This is a genomic window from Bacillus sp. MMSF_3353, from assembly GCF_030733445.1.
Taxonomy (GTDB): domain Bacteria; phylum Bacillota; class Bacilli; order Bacillales; family Bacillaceae_G; genus Bacillus_A; species Bacillus_A wiedmannii.
The window spans coordinates 346,433-361,760 of the sequence record NZ_JASHJA010000002.1; the positions used below are offsets into that span (position 1 = coordinate 346,433).

15 protein-coding genes are annotated in these 15,328 nt (G+C 39.0%); 1 reads left to right on the top strand and 14 read right to left on the bottom strand.

The features are described from left to right. Positions 1 to 38: 38 nt before the first annotated feature. The 11 genes from nuoN to nuoA are packed head-to-tail and all read right to left on the bottom strand — an operon-like array spanning position 39 to position 10,265. Positions 39 to 1,553, bottom strand: a complete 1,515-nt coding sequence (nuoN, locus tag RBB48_RS07035; RefSeq protein WP_141555619.1) for an NADH-quinone oxidoreductase subunit NuoN — start codon at positions 1,551 to 1,553, stop codon at positions 39 to 41. A gap of 7 nt (positions 1,554 to 1,560) precedes the next feature. Beyond that, complete coding sequence (locus RBB48_RS07040) at positions 1,561 to 3,063, bottom strand: NADH-quinone oxidoreductase subunit M (protein WP_098155991.1); 1,503 nt, start codon at positions 3,061 to 3,063, stop codon at positions 1,561 to 1,563. Continuing rightward, entirely contained in the window at positions 3,060 to 4,922 is a 1,863-nt protein-coding gene (gene nuoL / locus RBB48_RS07045; RefSeq protein ID WP_306007487.1) for an NADH-quinone oxidoreductase subunit L, read from the bottom strand. Before nuoL ends, RBB48_RS07040 begins: the two co-directional genes overlap by 4 nt. A 29-nt stretch (positions 4,923 to 4,951) precedes the next feature. Then, on the bottom strand, positions 4,952 to 5,266 hold the full coding sequence (nuoK, locus tag RBB48_RS07050) for an NADH-quinone oxidoreductase subunit NuoK (protein ID WP_000100078.1): 315 nt from the start codon (positions 5,264 to 5,266) through the stop codon (positions 4,952 to 4,954). After that, entirely contained in the window at positions 5,259 to 5,783 is a 525-nt protein-coding gene (locus RBB48_RS07055) for an NADH-quinone oxidoreductase subunit J (RefSeq protein WP_001012824.1), read from the bottom strand. The genes nuoK and RBB48_RS07055 overlap by 8 nt, the downstream gene beginning before the upstream one ends. Next, complete coding sequence (gene nuoI, locus RBB48_RS07060) at positions 5,780 to 6,199, bottom strand: NADH-quinone oxidoreductase subunit NuoI (RefSeq protein ID WP_000677191.1); 420 nt, start codon at positions 6,197 to 6,199, stop codon at positions 5,780 to 5,782. Before nuoI ends, RBB48_RS07055 begins: the two co-directional genes overlap by 4 nt. A gap of 25 nt (positions 6,200 to 6,224) precedes the next feature. Then, positions 6,225 to 7,226, bottom strand: coding sequence for an NADH-quinone oxidoreductase subunit NuoH (gene nuoH / locus RBB48_RS07065; RefSeq protein ID WP_000573437.1), 1,002 nt, complete (start codon positions 7,224 to 7,226; stop codon positions 6,225 to 6,227). Beyond that, positions 7,226 to 8,326, bottom strand: a complete 1,101-nt coding sequence (nuoD, locus tag RBB48_RS07070) for an NADH-quinone oxidoreductase subunit NuoD (RefSeq protein WP_306007488.1) — start codon at positions 8,324 to 8,326, stop codon at positions 7,226 to 7,228. The genes nuoH and nuoD overlap by 1 nt, the downstream gene beginning before the upstream one ends. Before the next feature lie 3 nt (positions 8,327 to 8,329). Beyond that, complete coding sequence (locus RBB48_RS07075) at positions 8,330 to 9,391, bottom strand: NADH-quinone oxidoreductase subunit C (protein ID WP_306007489.1); 1,062 nt, start codon at positions 9,389 to 9,391, stop codon at positions 8,330 to 8,332. After that, a complete protein-coding gene (gene nuoB, locus RBB48_RS07080) occupies positions 9,388 to 9,906 on the bottom strand; it encodes an NADH-quinone oxidoreductase subunit NuoB (protein ID WP_000236331.1) in 519 nt (172 codons plus the stop codon). The genes RBB48_RS07075 and nuoB overlap by 4 nt, the downstream gene beginning before the upstream one ends. Continuing rightward, positions 9,897 to 10,265 (bottom strand): NADH-quinone oxidoreductase subunit NuoA, encoded by a 369-nt coding sequence (nuoA, locus tag RBB48_RS07085; protein ID WP_000179270.1) that lies wholly within the window; start codon positions 10,263 to 10,265, stop codon positions 9,897 to 9,899. Before nuoA ends, nuoB begins: the two co-directional genes overlap by 10 nt. Before the next feature lie 289 nt (positions 10,266 to 10,554). Here nuoA and RBB48_RS07090 point away from each other — a divergent pair, with 289 nt between their 5' ends. Continuing rightward, positions 10,555 to 13,284, top strand: coding sequence for a putative bifunctional diguanylate cyclase/phosphodiesterase (locus RBB48_RS07090; RefSeq protein WP_097907154.1), 2,730 nt, complete (start codon positions 10,555 to 10,557; stop codon positions 13,282 to 13,284). A 16-nt stretch (positions 13,285 to 13,300) separates the two neighbouring features. On the opposite strand, the gene RBB48_RS07095 is transcribed toward RBB48_RS07090, so the two are convergent. The 3 genes from RBB48_RS07095 to atpC all read right to left on the bottom strand — a co-directional run bounded on the left by RBB48_RS07095 (position 13,301) and on the right by atpC (position 15,316). After that, positions 13,301 to 13,954 carry a DUF975 family protein gene (locus RBB48_RS07095; RefSeq protein ID WP_048542679.1) on the bottom strand — a complete coding sequence of 218 codons (654 nt, stop codon included), beginning with the start codon at positions 13,952 to 13,954 and terminating at the stop codon, positions 13,301 to 13,303. A 47-nt stretch (positions 13,955 to 14,001) separates the two neighbouring features. Continuing rightward, a complete protein-coding gene (locus tag RBB48_RS07100; RefSeq protein WP_098091556.1) occupies positions 14,002 to 14,784 on the bottom strand; it encodes a DUF975 family protein in 783 nt (260 codons plus the stop codon). A 130-nt stretch (positions 14,785 to 14,914) separates the two neighbouring features. After that, positions 14,915 to 15,316, bottom strand: coding sequence for a F0F1 ATP synthase subunit epsilon (gene atpC / locus RBB48_RS07105; protein ID WP_000847206.1), 402 nt, complete (start codon positions 15,314 to 15,316; stop codon positions 14,915 to 14,917). Between the last annotated feature and the right edge of the window lie 12 nt (positions 15,317 to 15,328).

Consider the following 15,328-nt stretch of genomic DNA (forward strand, 5'->3'; position numbering starts at 1 on the left):
AAAAGCGCAGAGTAACAACTCCACACCTTTTATTTTCACTATTGTACCACGTTCCCTAAGAAGAAGAAATCCTTCATTAATGGAAAATATTCATAAAAGAAATTGTATCCAATCATCGGCATAATCCCTAGTATTACAATCGAGATTGCACAAAGGCTCATAACAACCTTTATATTCAATGGCAAACGAATTTTCTCTTCCACTTCTCCCGTCCGGAAAAACATTTGCTGTAGAATACGGAAATAATATACGAATGAGATGACTGTAGTCCCCATCATAATAGAAGCTAGTACGTAATGAGCTGGCTCTACATGCAGTGCACCTAAAAAGATGTTAATTTTCCCGATGAAACCAGCTGTTCCTGGTATCCCGGCCAACGATAAAATAAAAATCGTCATTACTATCGCTGTAAATGGCGACCTTTTATATAATCCAGTGAAAATGGTGATATTTTCTTTGTCGCTTTGTAAGATTAAGCCGTGGATAATCGCAAATGCGCCTATATTCATCAGCATATACGCAAGCATGTAAAACCACATGCTATCCATCGCAAATGGCGATAATGCGACAAGCGGAACGAGTAAATACCCCGCATGTGCGATTCCCGAATAGGCAAATAGGCGTTTTACGTTATATTGCTTTAACGCTACTACGTTTCCAATAATCATCGTAATACTCGCTAGTACTGCAATGTATATGCTCATACGTCCGTATAAAGATTGCATGTCTCCTTGCACCGATACACTTGCAAAAACCATGAGAAACAGACGAATAATGAGTAAGAATCCAGCAATTTTAGAAATCGTCCCGAGAAAAGCAGTAACAGGCGTAGCCGCTCCCTCATACACATCTGGTGCCCACATATGAAACGGCACTGTCGCAATTTTAAACGAGAGTCCAACGAGTAATAGTAGAAATGCGAGAGCTAACAATAACTGAATACCACCAGCAAGCTCCCCTGCGAATACTTTTTGCATGTCCACGATATTAGTTGATCCTGTAATACCGTATAAATAACTCATTCCAAAGAGCGTAATTGCCGTGCCAATACCTCCATTAATGACATATTTCATGGCCGCCTCGTTTGACGCACGGTTCCTTTTTCGTATTCCTACTAAAATATATGAAGAAAGTGAAAGCAATTCTAAACCGACGAAAAGTGTAATGAAGTCAACACTAGAAGCCATAAACATAGCCCCAAGAAGTGCCATTAAAAATAAGTAATAATATTCTCCCTTATCTTCAATTGGATTCTTCTTATCATCACTCATGGCGGTGCATAAGATGAGGGCCGCTCCGCCTAATAACAACGTTTTAAACCCTTTTGAAAACCCATCTAACACAAACGATCCATTTAGAATATCTCCTGTCGGTTCATCGTATAGCGTGATTAACGACACGATTGCTAATATGACGGCTGCGATTGCACTAAGCGCTACATATCTATGATTCAACTTAAAAAACAAATCACATATGGAAAGAAGGATGGCAGCTCCGAGAATAATGAATTCTGGCACCATGAGATGCCATGATAAGCTAAGTAACGTATTCATATCCATCCTACTTCACCCCCAATGTTTTCAATGTATTTTGAAGCGGATCCCCTAGTATTTCTGGCATTACTCCAATTGCAATAATGCAGAAGATAAGTAGCAATATAGGCACATACTCCCAACCGTGTATATCAGCTTTCGCCTCCCACTCTTTCTTACCAAATGTTACTTGAAGTGTCGCTCTCAATACGTATACAGCGGTTAAAATGATGCCAAGTACACCGACTGCAGCAATGACTGGCTCCCCTTGGAATAAACCGAGAAAAGCAAGAAACTCGCTAACAAATCCAGACATTCCTGGCAATCCAAGCGATGCCATTCCTCCCGCTAAGAAGAAGCCGCTAAGTACCGGGACACTTTTTGCGAGTCCGCCAAGCGCTGTAATGTCCGAAGTTCCAAAGCGCTGTTCTATAACGCCAAGTAAGAAAAAGAGTAAGGCTGCAATTAAACCGTGAGACACAACTTGGAATAGTGCCCCTTGTGTACCTGGTGCATTTAACGCCGCGAGGCCCATTAATACGATGCCCATATGCGAAATACTAGAGTAAGCAAGTACCTTCCGGAAGTCCGTTTGGATGAGCGCTAAGAAGGCTCCGTACAATAAATTAATGACTCCTAAAATCGCAATAAGCGTTGCAAACTCGCGAAAGTATTCCGGGAATAGCCCCTTTCCGAAACGAATCATACCGTATGCCCCAATCTTCAGTAAAACGCCCGCATGAAGCATAACTACAGCCGGATGCGCTTCAACATGCACATTGACCATCCAGCGATGTAGCGGGAAAACGGGTAGTTTAATCGCAAAGGCAATCATTATGGCAAGAAACAAACCGAACTGTAAGCTGCTTGAGACAGCCATTCCTCCCCCAGCACCTACACTCGTTAATATTTCTTTAAGCTCTGTAATATTTGTTGTACCTGTTTTTGCAAATAAAACTGAGAAAACGATGAGTAAAATAGCGGAGCCAATACCGTTATATATTAAATAACTATAAGCAGCCTTTTCACTCGACAATTTCCCCCACTTTCCAATTAATAAAAACATTGGAGGCAACGTAATTTCAAAGAAGATAAAGAACAACATTAAATTTTGAGCAGCGAAGACGCCGAGCATCCCTATTTCTAACATGAGTAGCAGCATATAAAAGGCTTTCAAGTTTCTTTTAATAGTAAATGCCGCAATTGCTGCAAGCATCGCTAGAAGAGCTGTCAGCACCATCATAACGAGCGATAAACCATCAATGCCGAGCTCGTAATAAATGGAAAACCATCTTTTATCCACCGCTGCAAAATCCCCAAATTTAATCCATTTCACTTTTTCATCGAATAGCGACAAACTCTTTCCAGAAGCATATGTACAAGCGAGGACGATAGCGATTCCAAATGGAAGCGCCGTCCCAAATAAACCAAGCGCTCGGACAGTACGCGATTCTTTTTTTGGCGTTAATACAAGTAAGAGAATTCCTAAAAGCGGGGAAAAAATGAAGAACGTTAATAACAAATCATTCATCGTAAATCCCCTCCCGTATAGAGCAAAATAATGACGAGTACTGCAAGCGAAACAGCTGTTACAGTGCCGTACACTTGTACATTTCCGTTTTGGAGTCTAGAACCGAGTCCGCTTAGCCCTTTAATTAGACTCCCTATTAAAACGGCAATTCCTTCGACTACATACACCTCAAATAAGCGAAGCACATGGGCGATTCCCTTCGTAATAGGGAGCACCGTCATATTGTATAGTTCATCCACATAATATTTTTCTTTCAAAAGGTTATAAAGAGGTGTTCCATCGCCACCAGCCCAATCTCTAGAAATAGATTTCTTACCATATATAAAATATGCGAGAGCGATTCCTGCAAATGAAACGATAGTCGCTACGATCATAATCCAAACTGGTCCGTGTGCCTCTCGCACTTTAAATGCTACATCTTTCGTAAGCCAGTCCCCGAGGAATGTCCCAAACCATGGTGTATTCATATAACCCGCCACTACGGCGAGAACGCCAAGGACGATCATCGGATACGTCATAACGCGGGGCGATTCATGCACATCTTCCTTTGTCTTTACTTCCCCAGTAAAGACAAGGAAGTAGAGCCGGAACATGTAGAATGCTGTTAAGAACGCTGCAATTACTGCTAATATGAATAAAACGTAATTGCCATTCATCCAAGTCGCCGCTAAAATTTCATCTTTACTAAAGAAACCTGAAAGGAGCGGAACCCCGCTAATTGCAAGTGTACCGATTAAAAATAGTGCACCCGTTACTTTCATCTTCTTCTGTAAACCGCCCATTTTATTAATGTCTTGCGTATGCACTGAATGAATGACACTTCCTGCCGCCAAAAATAGTAGCGCTTTAAAAAAAGCGTGTGTCGTTAAATGGAAAACACCAGCTACATAACCAGCAGACCCTAACGCAAGCATCATATACCCGAGCTGACTAACTGTAGAATAAGCAAGCACTCTCTTTATGTCCGTTTGTACAAGACCGATAGAAGCCGCAAAGATCGCAGTGAAAGCTCCAACGATTGCCACCGTCTGCATCGCCACCGCACTTGCTGAAAATAGTGGAAACATCGTCGCCACTAAATATACGCCAGCTGCGACCATCGTCGCTGCATGAATAAGTGCCGAAACAGGCGTCGGCCCCTCCATTGCATCTGGTAACCACGTATGAAGCGGGAACTGACCTGACTTCCCCATCGCCCCGATAAAAATTAATATCGCTGTTATTGTAATCATCGTAGGGGTAAGATCCCCCGTATGAATCGCCCTAAATATTGCGTCATATTCAAAACTACCTGCATGCCAGAAAATTAAGATCATCCCAATAAATAAACCAACATCTCCAATACGAGTCATAATAAAAGCCTTTTTCGCAGCAACCTTCGCTTCTTCTTTAAAGAAATAAAAACCGATGAGTAAAAATGAACCAAGGCCGACTAACTCCCAAAATATATAAAGCTGTAATAAATTCGGTGATATAACGAGCCCGAGCATCGCAAATGTGAAGAGCCCTAAATAGGCATAGAAGGTTGGTAATCTTTCATCACCTTTCATATAACCTTTCGAATACACATGTACAAGTAAACTCACAAGTGTAACGATAAACAGCATTAAAGCCCCTAATGCAGTCACTTCAAAGCCAAATGATATATCAATATCTCCCGTTCTAAGCCATACCCACTTATGCTTCAATCCTACTTTCGAAAACCGTTCTACTAATACAAGTACCGCAAATATAAAGGAGAGAAAGACGAGGAAAATACTAAGTACACTGCTTCCTTCTCTAATTTTCTTCCCGAATATAAGTAATAAAAAAAACGAAACAAGCGGGAAAAGCGGTATGAGCCATGCATAATCGATCATTGTTTCCTTCCCCCTTTTCGGTCACAATGTTATCCTTTGAGCGTATCCATTTCATCTACATGAACCGTCGTACGATTACGATACAAAGCAATTAAAATGGCGAGTCCTACCGCCGCCTCCGCTGCTGCTACAGCCATCGTAAACAGAGAGAAAATTTGCCCTGTTAAATTTGGGAACAAACCTAATTTACTAAACGCGACTAAATTTAAATTGGCCGCGTTAAGCATTAATTCAATACAAACTAATACAATCACTGTATTTCGCTTCGTTAAAGCTCCAAACAAACCGATGCAAAACAAAATAATCGCAAGCGTTAAATATGCAGAAGCGGGAACGCTACTCATTGGAATCCTCCTCTTTCTCATCCTTCTTCGCAAGTATAATCGCGCCAACAAGTGCTACAAGTAAAATGACTGAGGTTAACTCAAATGGAATAATATATTTCGAATAGAGAAGTGTACCGATTTGAAGTGTGTTTTTTTCATGGAGAGGTAAACTTCCTTGTGTGCTTTCATTTGCAAAATCAATATTGTTAACAGCGAAATACATAACTGCCCCAAATGCTACAACCGCAAAGAAGATAATCCATTTTCGAAGAGTAAGACGCGATTCATTTTCTGCGTTATGTTGCGTTAACATAATGCCAAAAATCATAATAATTGTAATCGCACCGGAGTAAAGTAAAATTTGTGCAACTCCGATAAATTCGGCCGATAAAAGAAAGTACAAACCTGCGATACTAAGAAATGTCAGAACGAGAGCTAGCATCATATGCATGACTTTCGTTAAGTTCAACATAAGAACACCGCCGATAATTGCAGACAAGGATAGTATGAAGAATGCTACAAACTCGCCATTCATGCTTTATTCTCCTTCCTGACGTTTTCGTCGTTTTCGTCAAGCCACTGCAAATTTTTAAATAAATCATCACGTGAATATTCCGCGAGCTCAAAGTTATTTGTCATAACAATCGCCTCTGTCGGACAAACTTCTGTACATAAATCACACAGAATACAAATTTCAAAATTAATATCATACGTGTCGATAATTTTTCCTTTTTTCGTAGGATCCGGATGTTTTTTTCCTGTTAACTGAATACAGTCTGTCGGACAAATGTTGGAGCATTGGTTACAAACAATACACTTTTCTGGATAAAACTTTTGAATGCCTCGAAAGCGGTCTGGCAACGGCAACGGTTGATTCGGATAATCGTAAGTCACCTTCTTCTTACTCAAATTGCTTAATGTATATTTTAATCCTTTAAATAGTCCTTTCATCTCTTACTGGCACCCCCCTCATAGATTAGAAGAATAACTCCTTAATCAATGCCGTTAAGAAAATATTCGCAAGTGCAATTGGCAATAATACTTTCCAGCCAAACTCCATTAACTGGTCACCTCTTATACGCGGAAACGTAACGCGGAACCAAATTAATAGAAAGACTACACTGCTAAATTTCAAAGCAAACCATACAGCTCCTGGGATAAACCCAAGGAACATAACTGGATTCCATCCGCCTAAAAAGAGCACTGTAATTAAAGATGCCATTCCGAAGAAATATACGTACTCTGAAAGCATGAAAAACGCCCAGCGAAACCCTGAGTATTCCGTATGATATCCAGAAACAAGTTCCGACTCTGCTTCTGGTAAATCAAACGGCGTCCTATTTAACTCTGCTACCGCTGCGATTAAGAAAACGACGAAACCGATTGGCTGCACGAAAATGTACCAAACATTCTCCTGCGCTGCTACAATTTCATTTAAATTCAGGCTACCAGCTAACAAAACGACACCAATTACACTCATTACAAGCGGAATTTCATAAGAAATCATTTGCGCTGCCGCACGCATCCCTCCTAAAAGGGAATATTTATTATTTGATGCCCACCCTCCGGTTACGACACCAATCGTCGTAATGCCAGAAACAGCAATGTAATACAGTAAGCCTACGCCAATATCCGCGAACTGAAATTTATCAGTAAACGGGATGACTGCAAGCACCATAAATGCCGGTGCGAATGCAATGACAGGCGCTAATATAAACAACGGTTTATCTGCCGCTTTCGGAATACTATCTTCTTTCAATAATAGTTTTAAAACATCAGCTACCGTTTGCAGTAAGCCGAATCGGCCCCCAACTTGGTTTGGGCCAATCCGCCCTTGCATAAAACCCATCACTTTCCGTTCTGCCAAAATACCATATGTAACGAAGCCAAGGACTGCAAATAATAGAAGCACCGCTAATCCGAAAAAAATGAAGAAATTCGTCCAGCTTGAAGGTGATTGTAAGAGCGTTTCAATCATTAGCCATCAACCTCCCCAAGTACAATATCAACTCCACCTAAAATCGTAATTAAATTGGCGATGTTTTCACCTTTCAATAACTTCGGTAAAATTTGCAAATTGTAAAAAGACGGCCTGCGAAACTTCAAGCGGTACGGCTCTTTCTTTCCATCACTAGCAATATAGCAACCAATCTCTCCTCGTGGCGATTCTATACGGACGAACGCTTCCCCTTTAGGCGCCTTAATGATTTTCGGCACTTTCGCTAGCACAGCTCCGTCTTCCGGGAACTGTTGGACAGCTTGCTCAACAATTTTTAATGACTCCTCAATCTCTTGCATGCGGCAAACGTAACGATCCCAAGCATCTCCCACACTCCCAACAGGAATATCGAAATCAAAACGATCATAAATGGAGTACGGTTCATCCTTGCGAAGATCCCAGTTTACTCCGGTACACCGCAAATTCGCTCCGCTTAAAGAATACGAAATCGCTTCTTCCGCGCTATATATACCAACGCCTTTTACGCGATTTAAGAAAATCTCATTACCGCTAACGAGATCATGATAACCTGCCAATTGCTCTCGCATATACGGAACAAACTCTTCCACTTTTTCAATCCAACCGTCCGGCGCATCCCACTTTACACCCCCGACTCTCATATAGTTAAAAGTAAGACGGGCACCGCATAATTCGTTTAATAAATTTATAATCATCTCTCGTTCACGAAACGCGTATAAAAACGGGCTGACCGCTCCTATATCAAGAAGATTTGTCCCCCACCAAACGAGGTGGCTCGCAATCCTTCCAAGCTCCATTGCAAGTACTCGTAAGTATTCGGCCCGCTCCGGGATTTCAAGCCCCATCATCGTCTCGACAGCATGGCAAATGACGTAGTTATTCGTCATGGCCGATAAATAGTCCATTCGATCTGTATAAGGGATAATTTGCGTATACTGTAAGCTCTCGGCAATCTTTTCGGTCCCGCGATGCAAATATCCAATAACTGGTGTAGCTTCTTTAATAATTTCCCCGTCAATCTTAATAACAAGCCTGAACACACCATGCGTACTCGGATGCTGAGGCCCTACATTCAAAAGCATTTCTTCCGTACGGATCATAAGCTACACCTCCACATCATACGGTTCATAATCTTTCCTAAGCGGATACCCTATCCAATCATCAGGCATTAAAATACGTGATAAATTCGGATGTCCCTTAAATACAATGCCGAGTAAATCATACGCTTCTCGCTCTGGCCAGTCCGCTCCTTTCCAAAGCGCTGCAACCGACTCTACTTCTGGTGCTTCCCTATCCAACTTCACCTTCACCGCTACTGACTGTTTCTTTCCATATGAAAATAAATGAACATATACTTCCATATGTGTCACAAAATCCGTCGCATGTAGCTCTGACATATAATCAAAAGCAAGTCCCTCATGGAATCGCAGTAACTCCATTACTTCATAATATTTGGAGGTCTCAACCACAAGAGTTGGCACGTCTTTTGAAAGTTTATTAATGTAGGAATCTACTAATGTATCCTCTCCTACTTTCCCCTTAATAACTTCAACATACTGATTTAAATACGGTTGATTCATGGATGGCTCTTCCGGCTTCAGCTCCTCTTCCTTCTTACCTTCAGCGCCCTTTGTCTTTGCTCTTGCAGCCGCAGCCGCTTTTGCCTTCGCTGCTGCAATTACCTTCGCCTTTTCATCTCCTGAATCCTCATTACCTTGCGAGGCCTTCTGCTTCGCTAAAGCCGCCGCTTTTGCCTTTGCTGCCGCCACGGCCTTCGCTTTCACTTTGGTCTTTTCCTCTTCCGTTACTTCTTCTGTTCCTTCTCTTTTTTGCTTTGCTAATGCTGCCGCTTTTGCTTTTGCCGCGGCGGCTGCCTTCGCCTTCGCTTTTGCCTTTTCTTCTTCCGTTACCTCTTCTGTTCCTTCTCTTTTTTGCTTTGCTAATGCTGCCGCTTTTGCTTTCGCGGCTGCGGCTGCACGTCGTTTTACTTCCTCCACAGTCATACCATCATTTTTTGGTAGCGCTTTCTCTTTTTCTCGATTTTCTTCCTCAAGTTTACTTATTTCCGCATCATGTTTCGCAACGAGACGCTTTCTCGCCTCTTCTTTCGCATGCCTAGCCGCTTCTCTTTTCAAATCCTCTAGGTCTTTATTTGGATCACTCATTTATTCGTCACCTGCTTTCCTGTCTTTGCCTCGTAACGAATTTTTTCTTTCAATTTATTAATTCCATAAATTAAAGCAGCAGGATTGGGTGGACAACCAGGAATATACACATCCACTGGTACAATTTGATCCACACCTTTCACAACAGCGTACGAATTTACATATGGGCCACCTGCTGTCGCACAAGATCCCATTGCAATAACCCATTTTGGTTCGGGCATTTGATCGTATAAACGCCGAACAATAGGAGCCATCTTCTTCGTTACTGTTCCCGACACAATCATAACGTCCGATTGCCTTGGCGATGTCCGAAAAAATGACCCAAATCGATCTAAATCGTAATGTGATGAACCTACTCCCATCATTTCAATTGCACAGCATGCCAGTCCGAATGTCATCGGCCATAAAGAATTGCTTCGTGCCCATCCTTTTAACTGCTCCAATGTAGAAAAAAAGATATTTCGTTCTAATTCCGCCCGCTCATTTGGATGTAATTCCTCAAAATTTATAACCATTGTAACACCTTCTTTTTCCAAGCATACGCTAATCCAACTAGCAACATTACAACAAAGATGAGCATTTCAATCAGTGCAAATAAACCGAGCTTGTCATATGCAACAGCCCATGGATATAAAAATAAAGTTTCTACATCAAAGATGACAAACAATAAAGCAAAAATATAATAACGAGCATGAAACCGAATATTTGCATCATGAAAAGGCTCAATCCCACTCTCATACGTCGTCGCTTTCGCTGCACTTGGTTTGTTTGGACGCAGCATCTTTCCTAATGTAAGAGCCACTACCGGCAGCAATATACCTAATAGCAAGAAAATCAAAACGATCATATAACTATTTTCATATACACTTGCCATTGTGAAACCCTCCCCCCTGAATTAAGAACAAGTTCACTTAGTAAACAATATGTCCTAGCTGCAGTAATTATTATTTTTAAATTTTTCTAAATAATGCAACTATTTTAATCATTATAGCAAACTTCAAATTCCTATGTCGATATATTGGGGACCGAAACGAGAATTATTAAAATCTATTTTTATAACTCGCTATACCTGTGTAAAATAAGTATAGAAATTATATATATGTTTCAAGAAACAATAAAAAATAAAAAGAGGAATTTATATGTATATACCGTGGGTGAGATAAATGAAAAAACAAACACATGTAAGTATTCTTATAAGCATTATATTGTTATCTATAGCGATTCATTACGTGGCAATGCCTTTTCTATATGAATACTCATTTCCTTTTCAAATATTAATTGGAATGAGTACCTTATTCATTGATATTATCGCTTGTAGTTATATACTTTATTTTTCAAATAGGAAAGAAGGGTTACCTCGTTTATTTTGGACCATTTTATCTGTTGGAACTCTCTCTTATTTCATTGGTGATATGGTCGTTGCCTATCAACGTTTAATTTTAAAGGACTATTATACATTCGTTGATCCGTCCGATTTTTTTTACTTACTTTTTTTAATTACCTTTGCATTTGCGTTTCTATATGAGATCATCTATAACCGCGATTTATTAGAAAAGCTTTTTATGATATGTGATATTTGTATTATTGTTACAGCACAATTCACTTTAAGTTACTACTTACTTATTGAACGCACCATTCACGTTTCTTCAACATCCTATATCGACATATTTGTTCAACTTACCTATCCAATGGCCGATTTGCTCTTTCTTCTCATAGGAATCAATCTGTTATTCAAGCCATTATCCTTATTATCCAAAAAAGTTGGTGCGCTTCTTGGCAGTGCTTTAATTTTATATGCTACTACAGATGCGATTTATGCTTATATCAAATACTTCATACCCGAGTATTCTATGTTTACAGTTACTCCTCTCTATCAAGTAACTTTAGTACTAGTAGCAATCGCCTGTATTCTGCATACAAAAGAACCCGAAAGACAAGAGCAAGTACTATTAACACCTAAACTTGGGGAATCGATCAGATTGTCATTACCTTATATTTCTGTAGTAATGCTTATTGTTTTTATACTAGTTGAATATGTTTTTGCACCTATTGTAGTAATCGGGCTTATAATAACTTTCTCCTTCGTTCTCATACGCCATAGTTTAGTTCGAAAACAAAATAAAATATTATTACTAGCTCAAATGCAATTCAACTCAGAACTCGAAAAACAAATTGAACTACGTACAGAAGATTTAGTAGAACAAAAAAATGAACTATATCATAACCAACAGATGTTTAAATCTTTATACGAGCACCATCCAGATCCAATTTTCACATTAGACTTGTACGGTAATTTTCTCAACGTGAACAACGCTGGTACTACTTTACTCGGTTATCAAACGAATGAATTATTAAAGCAACCATACTATTCACTTACGTATGAAGAAGATTTGGAAGAAATCATTAATGCCTTTCATCGAGTAAAAAAAGGGAAATCTATTTCTTTAGAAGTACGGGCATATCATAAGAATAGGGATATTTACTACTTGCATGTTACAGCAGTTCCTATCTTTTTAAAGGATCATATTTCTGGTGTTTATTTAATGATTAAAGATATTACGGAAAGCAAACAACAACAAGAACAAATTAATTTTCTAGCATATCATGATACTTTAACAGAGCTTGCAAATCGCCGTGCATTTCATCAATATGTAGAACAAGCAATTGCTCGATCCGAAATATCAAAAAGGCCGTTTGCTGTTATGTTTCTTGACCTAGACCGCTTTAAGGTTATTAATGATACCCTCGGTCATAGGGTAGGAGACCTTCTATTAATTGCTGTAGCAAAAAGACTAGAAAGACTATCGACACCAAATATGAAGCTCGCCCGGCTAGCCGGGGATGAGTTCACAATCCTTATCGAAAATTATAAAAAAAGACCCGATGTGAAAAAAATAGCTGATACGATTGTAGCAGCCATGAACGAACCATTCGAAATTGAAAGTCAACATTTACAAATCTCACCGAGCATCGGGATTGCAATATATCCTGAAGCAGGTGAAGATCCATTATCCATTTTACAGCATGCTGATATGGCCATGTACGAAGCAAAAAATAAAGGAAAAAATGGTAGCTCCCTATACACGAAAGAATTGTATAAAAAAATGGAACGAAAAGCTCGAATTGAAAAAGATTTACCACTCGCTTTAGTAAACGAAGAGTTTTATCTCGTCTATCAACCACAAATTGATATTACGACGAAAAAGATTATTGGTGCTGAAGCATTACTACGCTGGAAACACCCACTCCTAGGTGACATTCCGCCATGTGAGTTCATTCCAATTGTAGAAGAGACGCCACAAGTCGTTCCGCTCGGTCATTGGGTATTAAAAGAATCTTGTCGCCAGTTAAAAATATGGCATACTTTCGGCTACACAGATTTAAAAATAAGTGTGAACTTATCCGCAAAAGAGTTTCAGCAAGAGAATTTAATCAACAACATTTCACAAATACTAACAGACATTAAAGTCGATCCAAAGCATGTAACACTTGAGCTAACAGAACGAATTGCAATGATTGATGAAAAAGAAACATTATCAAGACTAAAACAATTAAAGGAATATGGTATTCAAACGTCCATTGATGACTTCGGTACCGGCTATTCTTCTCTCGCTTATTTATCAATTTTCCCTATCGATACGTTAAAAGTACCGAGAGAATTTACACAACTAGCCGATCATCGGCCTGAGGAAAGAGCTATCGTTTCCACTATCCTTTCCCTTGCAAATACTTTAAACCTCTCTGTCGTTGCTGAAGGAATTGAAACAGAAAAACAACTTAAGTTTCTACAAAAGAACAACTGTAAATATATGCAAGGTTACTATTTCAGTAAACCACTTACTAGTCATCAATTTATAAAATTTCTACAAAAAACACCCAGTATGAACCAATAGCTCATACTGGGTGTTTTTATAGTGTCGGAATTGTTTTCTCGTAATACTCCTCTGCAATTTCTTCATAAAAAGCTGCTGACGTCGTATAAAAATATGGAATTAGCCATAGGAATCCAATCCCTAACGTAATACAACTTAATATAAACCAACCAATAAAGCTTAAACATAAAATGAAATACTCCATCTTATGTCCATTCATCATACGACGACTTTCTGTAATAGCTTGATTTATGGAATACTCAGGATGATCATTTATTATAAAGTACGTCATCGCATAAGAAAATGATTTAATAATGCCTGGAATAATAAATAATAAAAACCATAAGAAAATATAAATGTTCACTACTATATATAATAAAAATGACTTTATAAACTTACTTCCTTCTGTAAACCATCTGAATATATGCCCAATACTCGCTTCTTTTTCACGAATGATATGTAGTGCTAAATGATAACCACCTAGCGTTAATGGACCTACCATCAATATTGTAATAACGTCTACTGAAAGTGAGTTATTTACTTCTTTCCAATCCCAAAATTGAAAGAAAATGAAATCAATACTAAAACTAAAAGCTGAAATAAGAATCGAAATCAGTAATGTTGCCCCGACAGCTAATCCCCATTTCCCTTCTAATGAATCTAGCGCTTCTCCTTTTAAATCACTAATCATATTGTTCCTCCTATACGTAATAACTCTATTAGTATAGCATGTTCCTACTACAATTCATCTTTTGAAAGATAGCGATAAAAATGCGCTGTCGTTGTACTCATATACGGACTAAGCCAAAGAAATCCTATTCCGAGTGTAAGAATCGCTAAGATTGCCCAACCTATAAAACTCAGCCACAACAGAAATAAATCTAATTTGTGCCCCTTCATAAGATGCTTACTTTCTTTCATTGCTCGTGACACACTATACTCTGGATTTTCAATCATTACATAGTACGTCATCGCATAAGAAAAATACATCACAATCATAACAACGATTGAAATAGCTAATAGTACAAAGAAAGCGATAGTAAACGACGTATTTCCTTCTTCACCGAAAAATGCGAATAAGGCTACTAGCAACATTGGAATCCATGTACCTGTATATAACAAAATCGCAAGCATTGCCCACATCGTTTTCATCATTCTTTTAAAGCCACGAAACCCTTCGAATAAGTGATCTACTTTAGCACCTTCTCGTTTACTCATCTGTAAAAATACATTTGTATAACCGTATGATGTAATTCCATACGATGCGTTACTCAAAATTATTATGATGCAATAAAAAATACCAAATGTAATACCTGCTCCAATTGATATTGTTTCCTCTTCAAGTGAACCTGTTAAACCAGCAAATAGTAAAAATATAATAACTCCTGGAATTAAAAGTATAAGCATTGCAGCCATTGAAACAACATAACTTAAAATAAAATATAAAATCGTTGATCCAACACCTAGTCCCCATTTTCCCTTTAAAGAGTGCAACGCTTCTCGTTTCATTTCACCGATCATTTATTCATCCCCTTTATAAATTGTTGTACATTCTCTACTTATACAAGCATCAATATAATTATACCATTTTTGTAAAATTATCCATGAACTACACAAAAAAATCCGTAAAGGCAAAGCCTTTACGGATTTTTTATTTCATATCGGAAACGTTTAAACGGTTCACAGCACGTTGTAATGCCATTTCTGCACGTCTAAAGTCAACATGTGCTTGTTTATCTTGCATACGTTGCTCAGCGCGACGCTTCGCTTCATTTGCACGATGGATATCGATATGGTTTGCTTCTTCAGCAGATGATGATAATACAGTTACTTTATCTGGACGAACTTCGATAAAGCCACCGCTTACTGCTACATAATCAGTGTGTCCACCATGTTTCAGACGAACTGCACTAATTTTTAATGGTGCAACAGTTGGAATGTGACCCGGTAAGATCCCCATTTCCCCACTCTCTGCTTTTACGCTTACCATTTCTACTTCTTTTTCGTAAACCGGTCCATCAGGAGTTACAATACTGACTGGAAATGTCTTCATAATTCGTCCCTC

Bases quoted from the DNA above. Each gene is read 5' to 3' on its own strand.
- nuoA (WP_000179270.1), bottom strand. From the start codon at position 10,265: ATGGCAAGTGTATATGAAAATAGTTATATGATCGTTTTGATTTTCTTG.
- RBB48_RS07095 (WP_048542679.1), bottom strand. From the start codon at position 13,954: ATGATTAGTGATTTAAAAGGAGAAGCGCTAGATTCATTAGAAGGGAAA.
- nuoN (WP_141555619.1), bottom strand. From the start codon at position 1,553: ATGAATACGTTACTTAGCTTATCATGGCATCTCATGGTGCCAGAATTC.
- RBB48_RS07090 (WP_097907154.1), top strand. From the start codon at position 10,555: ATGAAAAAACAAACACATGTAAGTATTCTTATAAGCATTATATTGTTA.
- nuoB (WP_000236331.1), bottom strand. From the start codon at position 9,906: ATGGTTATAAATTTTGAGGAATTACATCCAAATGAGCGGGCGGAATTA.
- nuoL (WP_306007487.1), bottom strand. From the start codon at position 4,922: ATGATCGATTATGCATGGCTCATACCGCTTTTCCCGCTTGTTTCGTTT.
- RBB48_RS07075 (WP_306007489.1), bottom strand. From the start codon at position 9,391: ATGAGTGATCCAAATAAAGACCTAGAGGATTTGAAAAGAGAAGCGGCT.
- nuoD (WP_306007488.1), bottom strand. From the start codon at position 8,326: ATGATCCGTACGGAAGAAATGCTTTTGAATGTAGGGCCTCAGCATCCG.
- atpC (WP_000847206.1), bottom strand. From the start codon at position 15,316: ATGAAGACATTTCCAGTCAGTATTGTAACTCCTGATGGACCGGTTTAC.
- RBB48_RS07100 (WP_098091556.1), bottom strand. From the start codon at position 14,784: ATGATCGGTGAAATGAAACGAGAAGCGTTGCACTCTTTAAAGGGAAAA.
- RBB48_RS07040 (WP_098155991.1), bottom strand. From the start codon at position 3,063: ATGAATGATTTGTTATTAACGTTCTTCATTTTTTCCCCGCTTTTAGGA.
- nuoK (WP_000100078.1), bottom strand. From the start codon at position 5,266: ATGAGTAGCGTTCCCGCTTCTGCATATTTAACGCTTGCGATTATTTTG.
- RBB48_RS07055 (WP_001012824.1), bottom strand. From the start codon at position 5,783: ATGAATGGCGAGTTTGTAGCATTCTTCATACTATCCTTGTCTGCAATT.
- nuoI (WP_000677191.1), bottom strand. From the start codon at position 6,199: ATGAAAGGACTATTTAAAGGATTAAAATATACATTAAGCAATTTGAGT.
- nuoH (WP_000573437.1), bottom strand. From the start codon at position 7,226: ATGATTGAAACGCTCTTACAATCACCTTCAAGCTGGACGAATTTCTTC.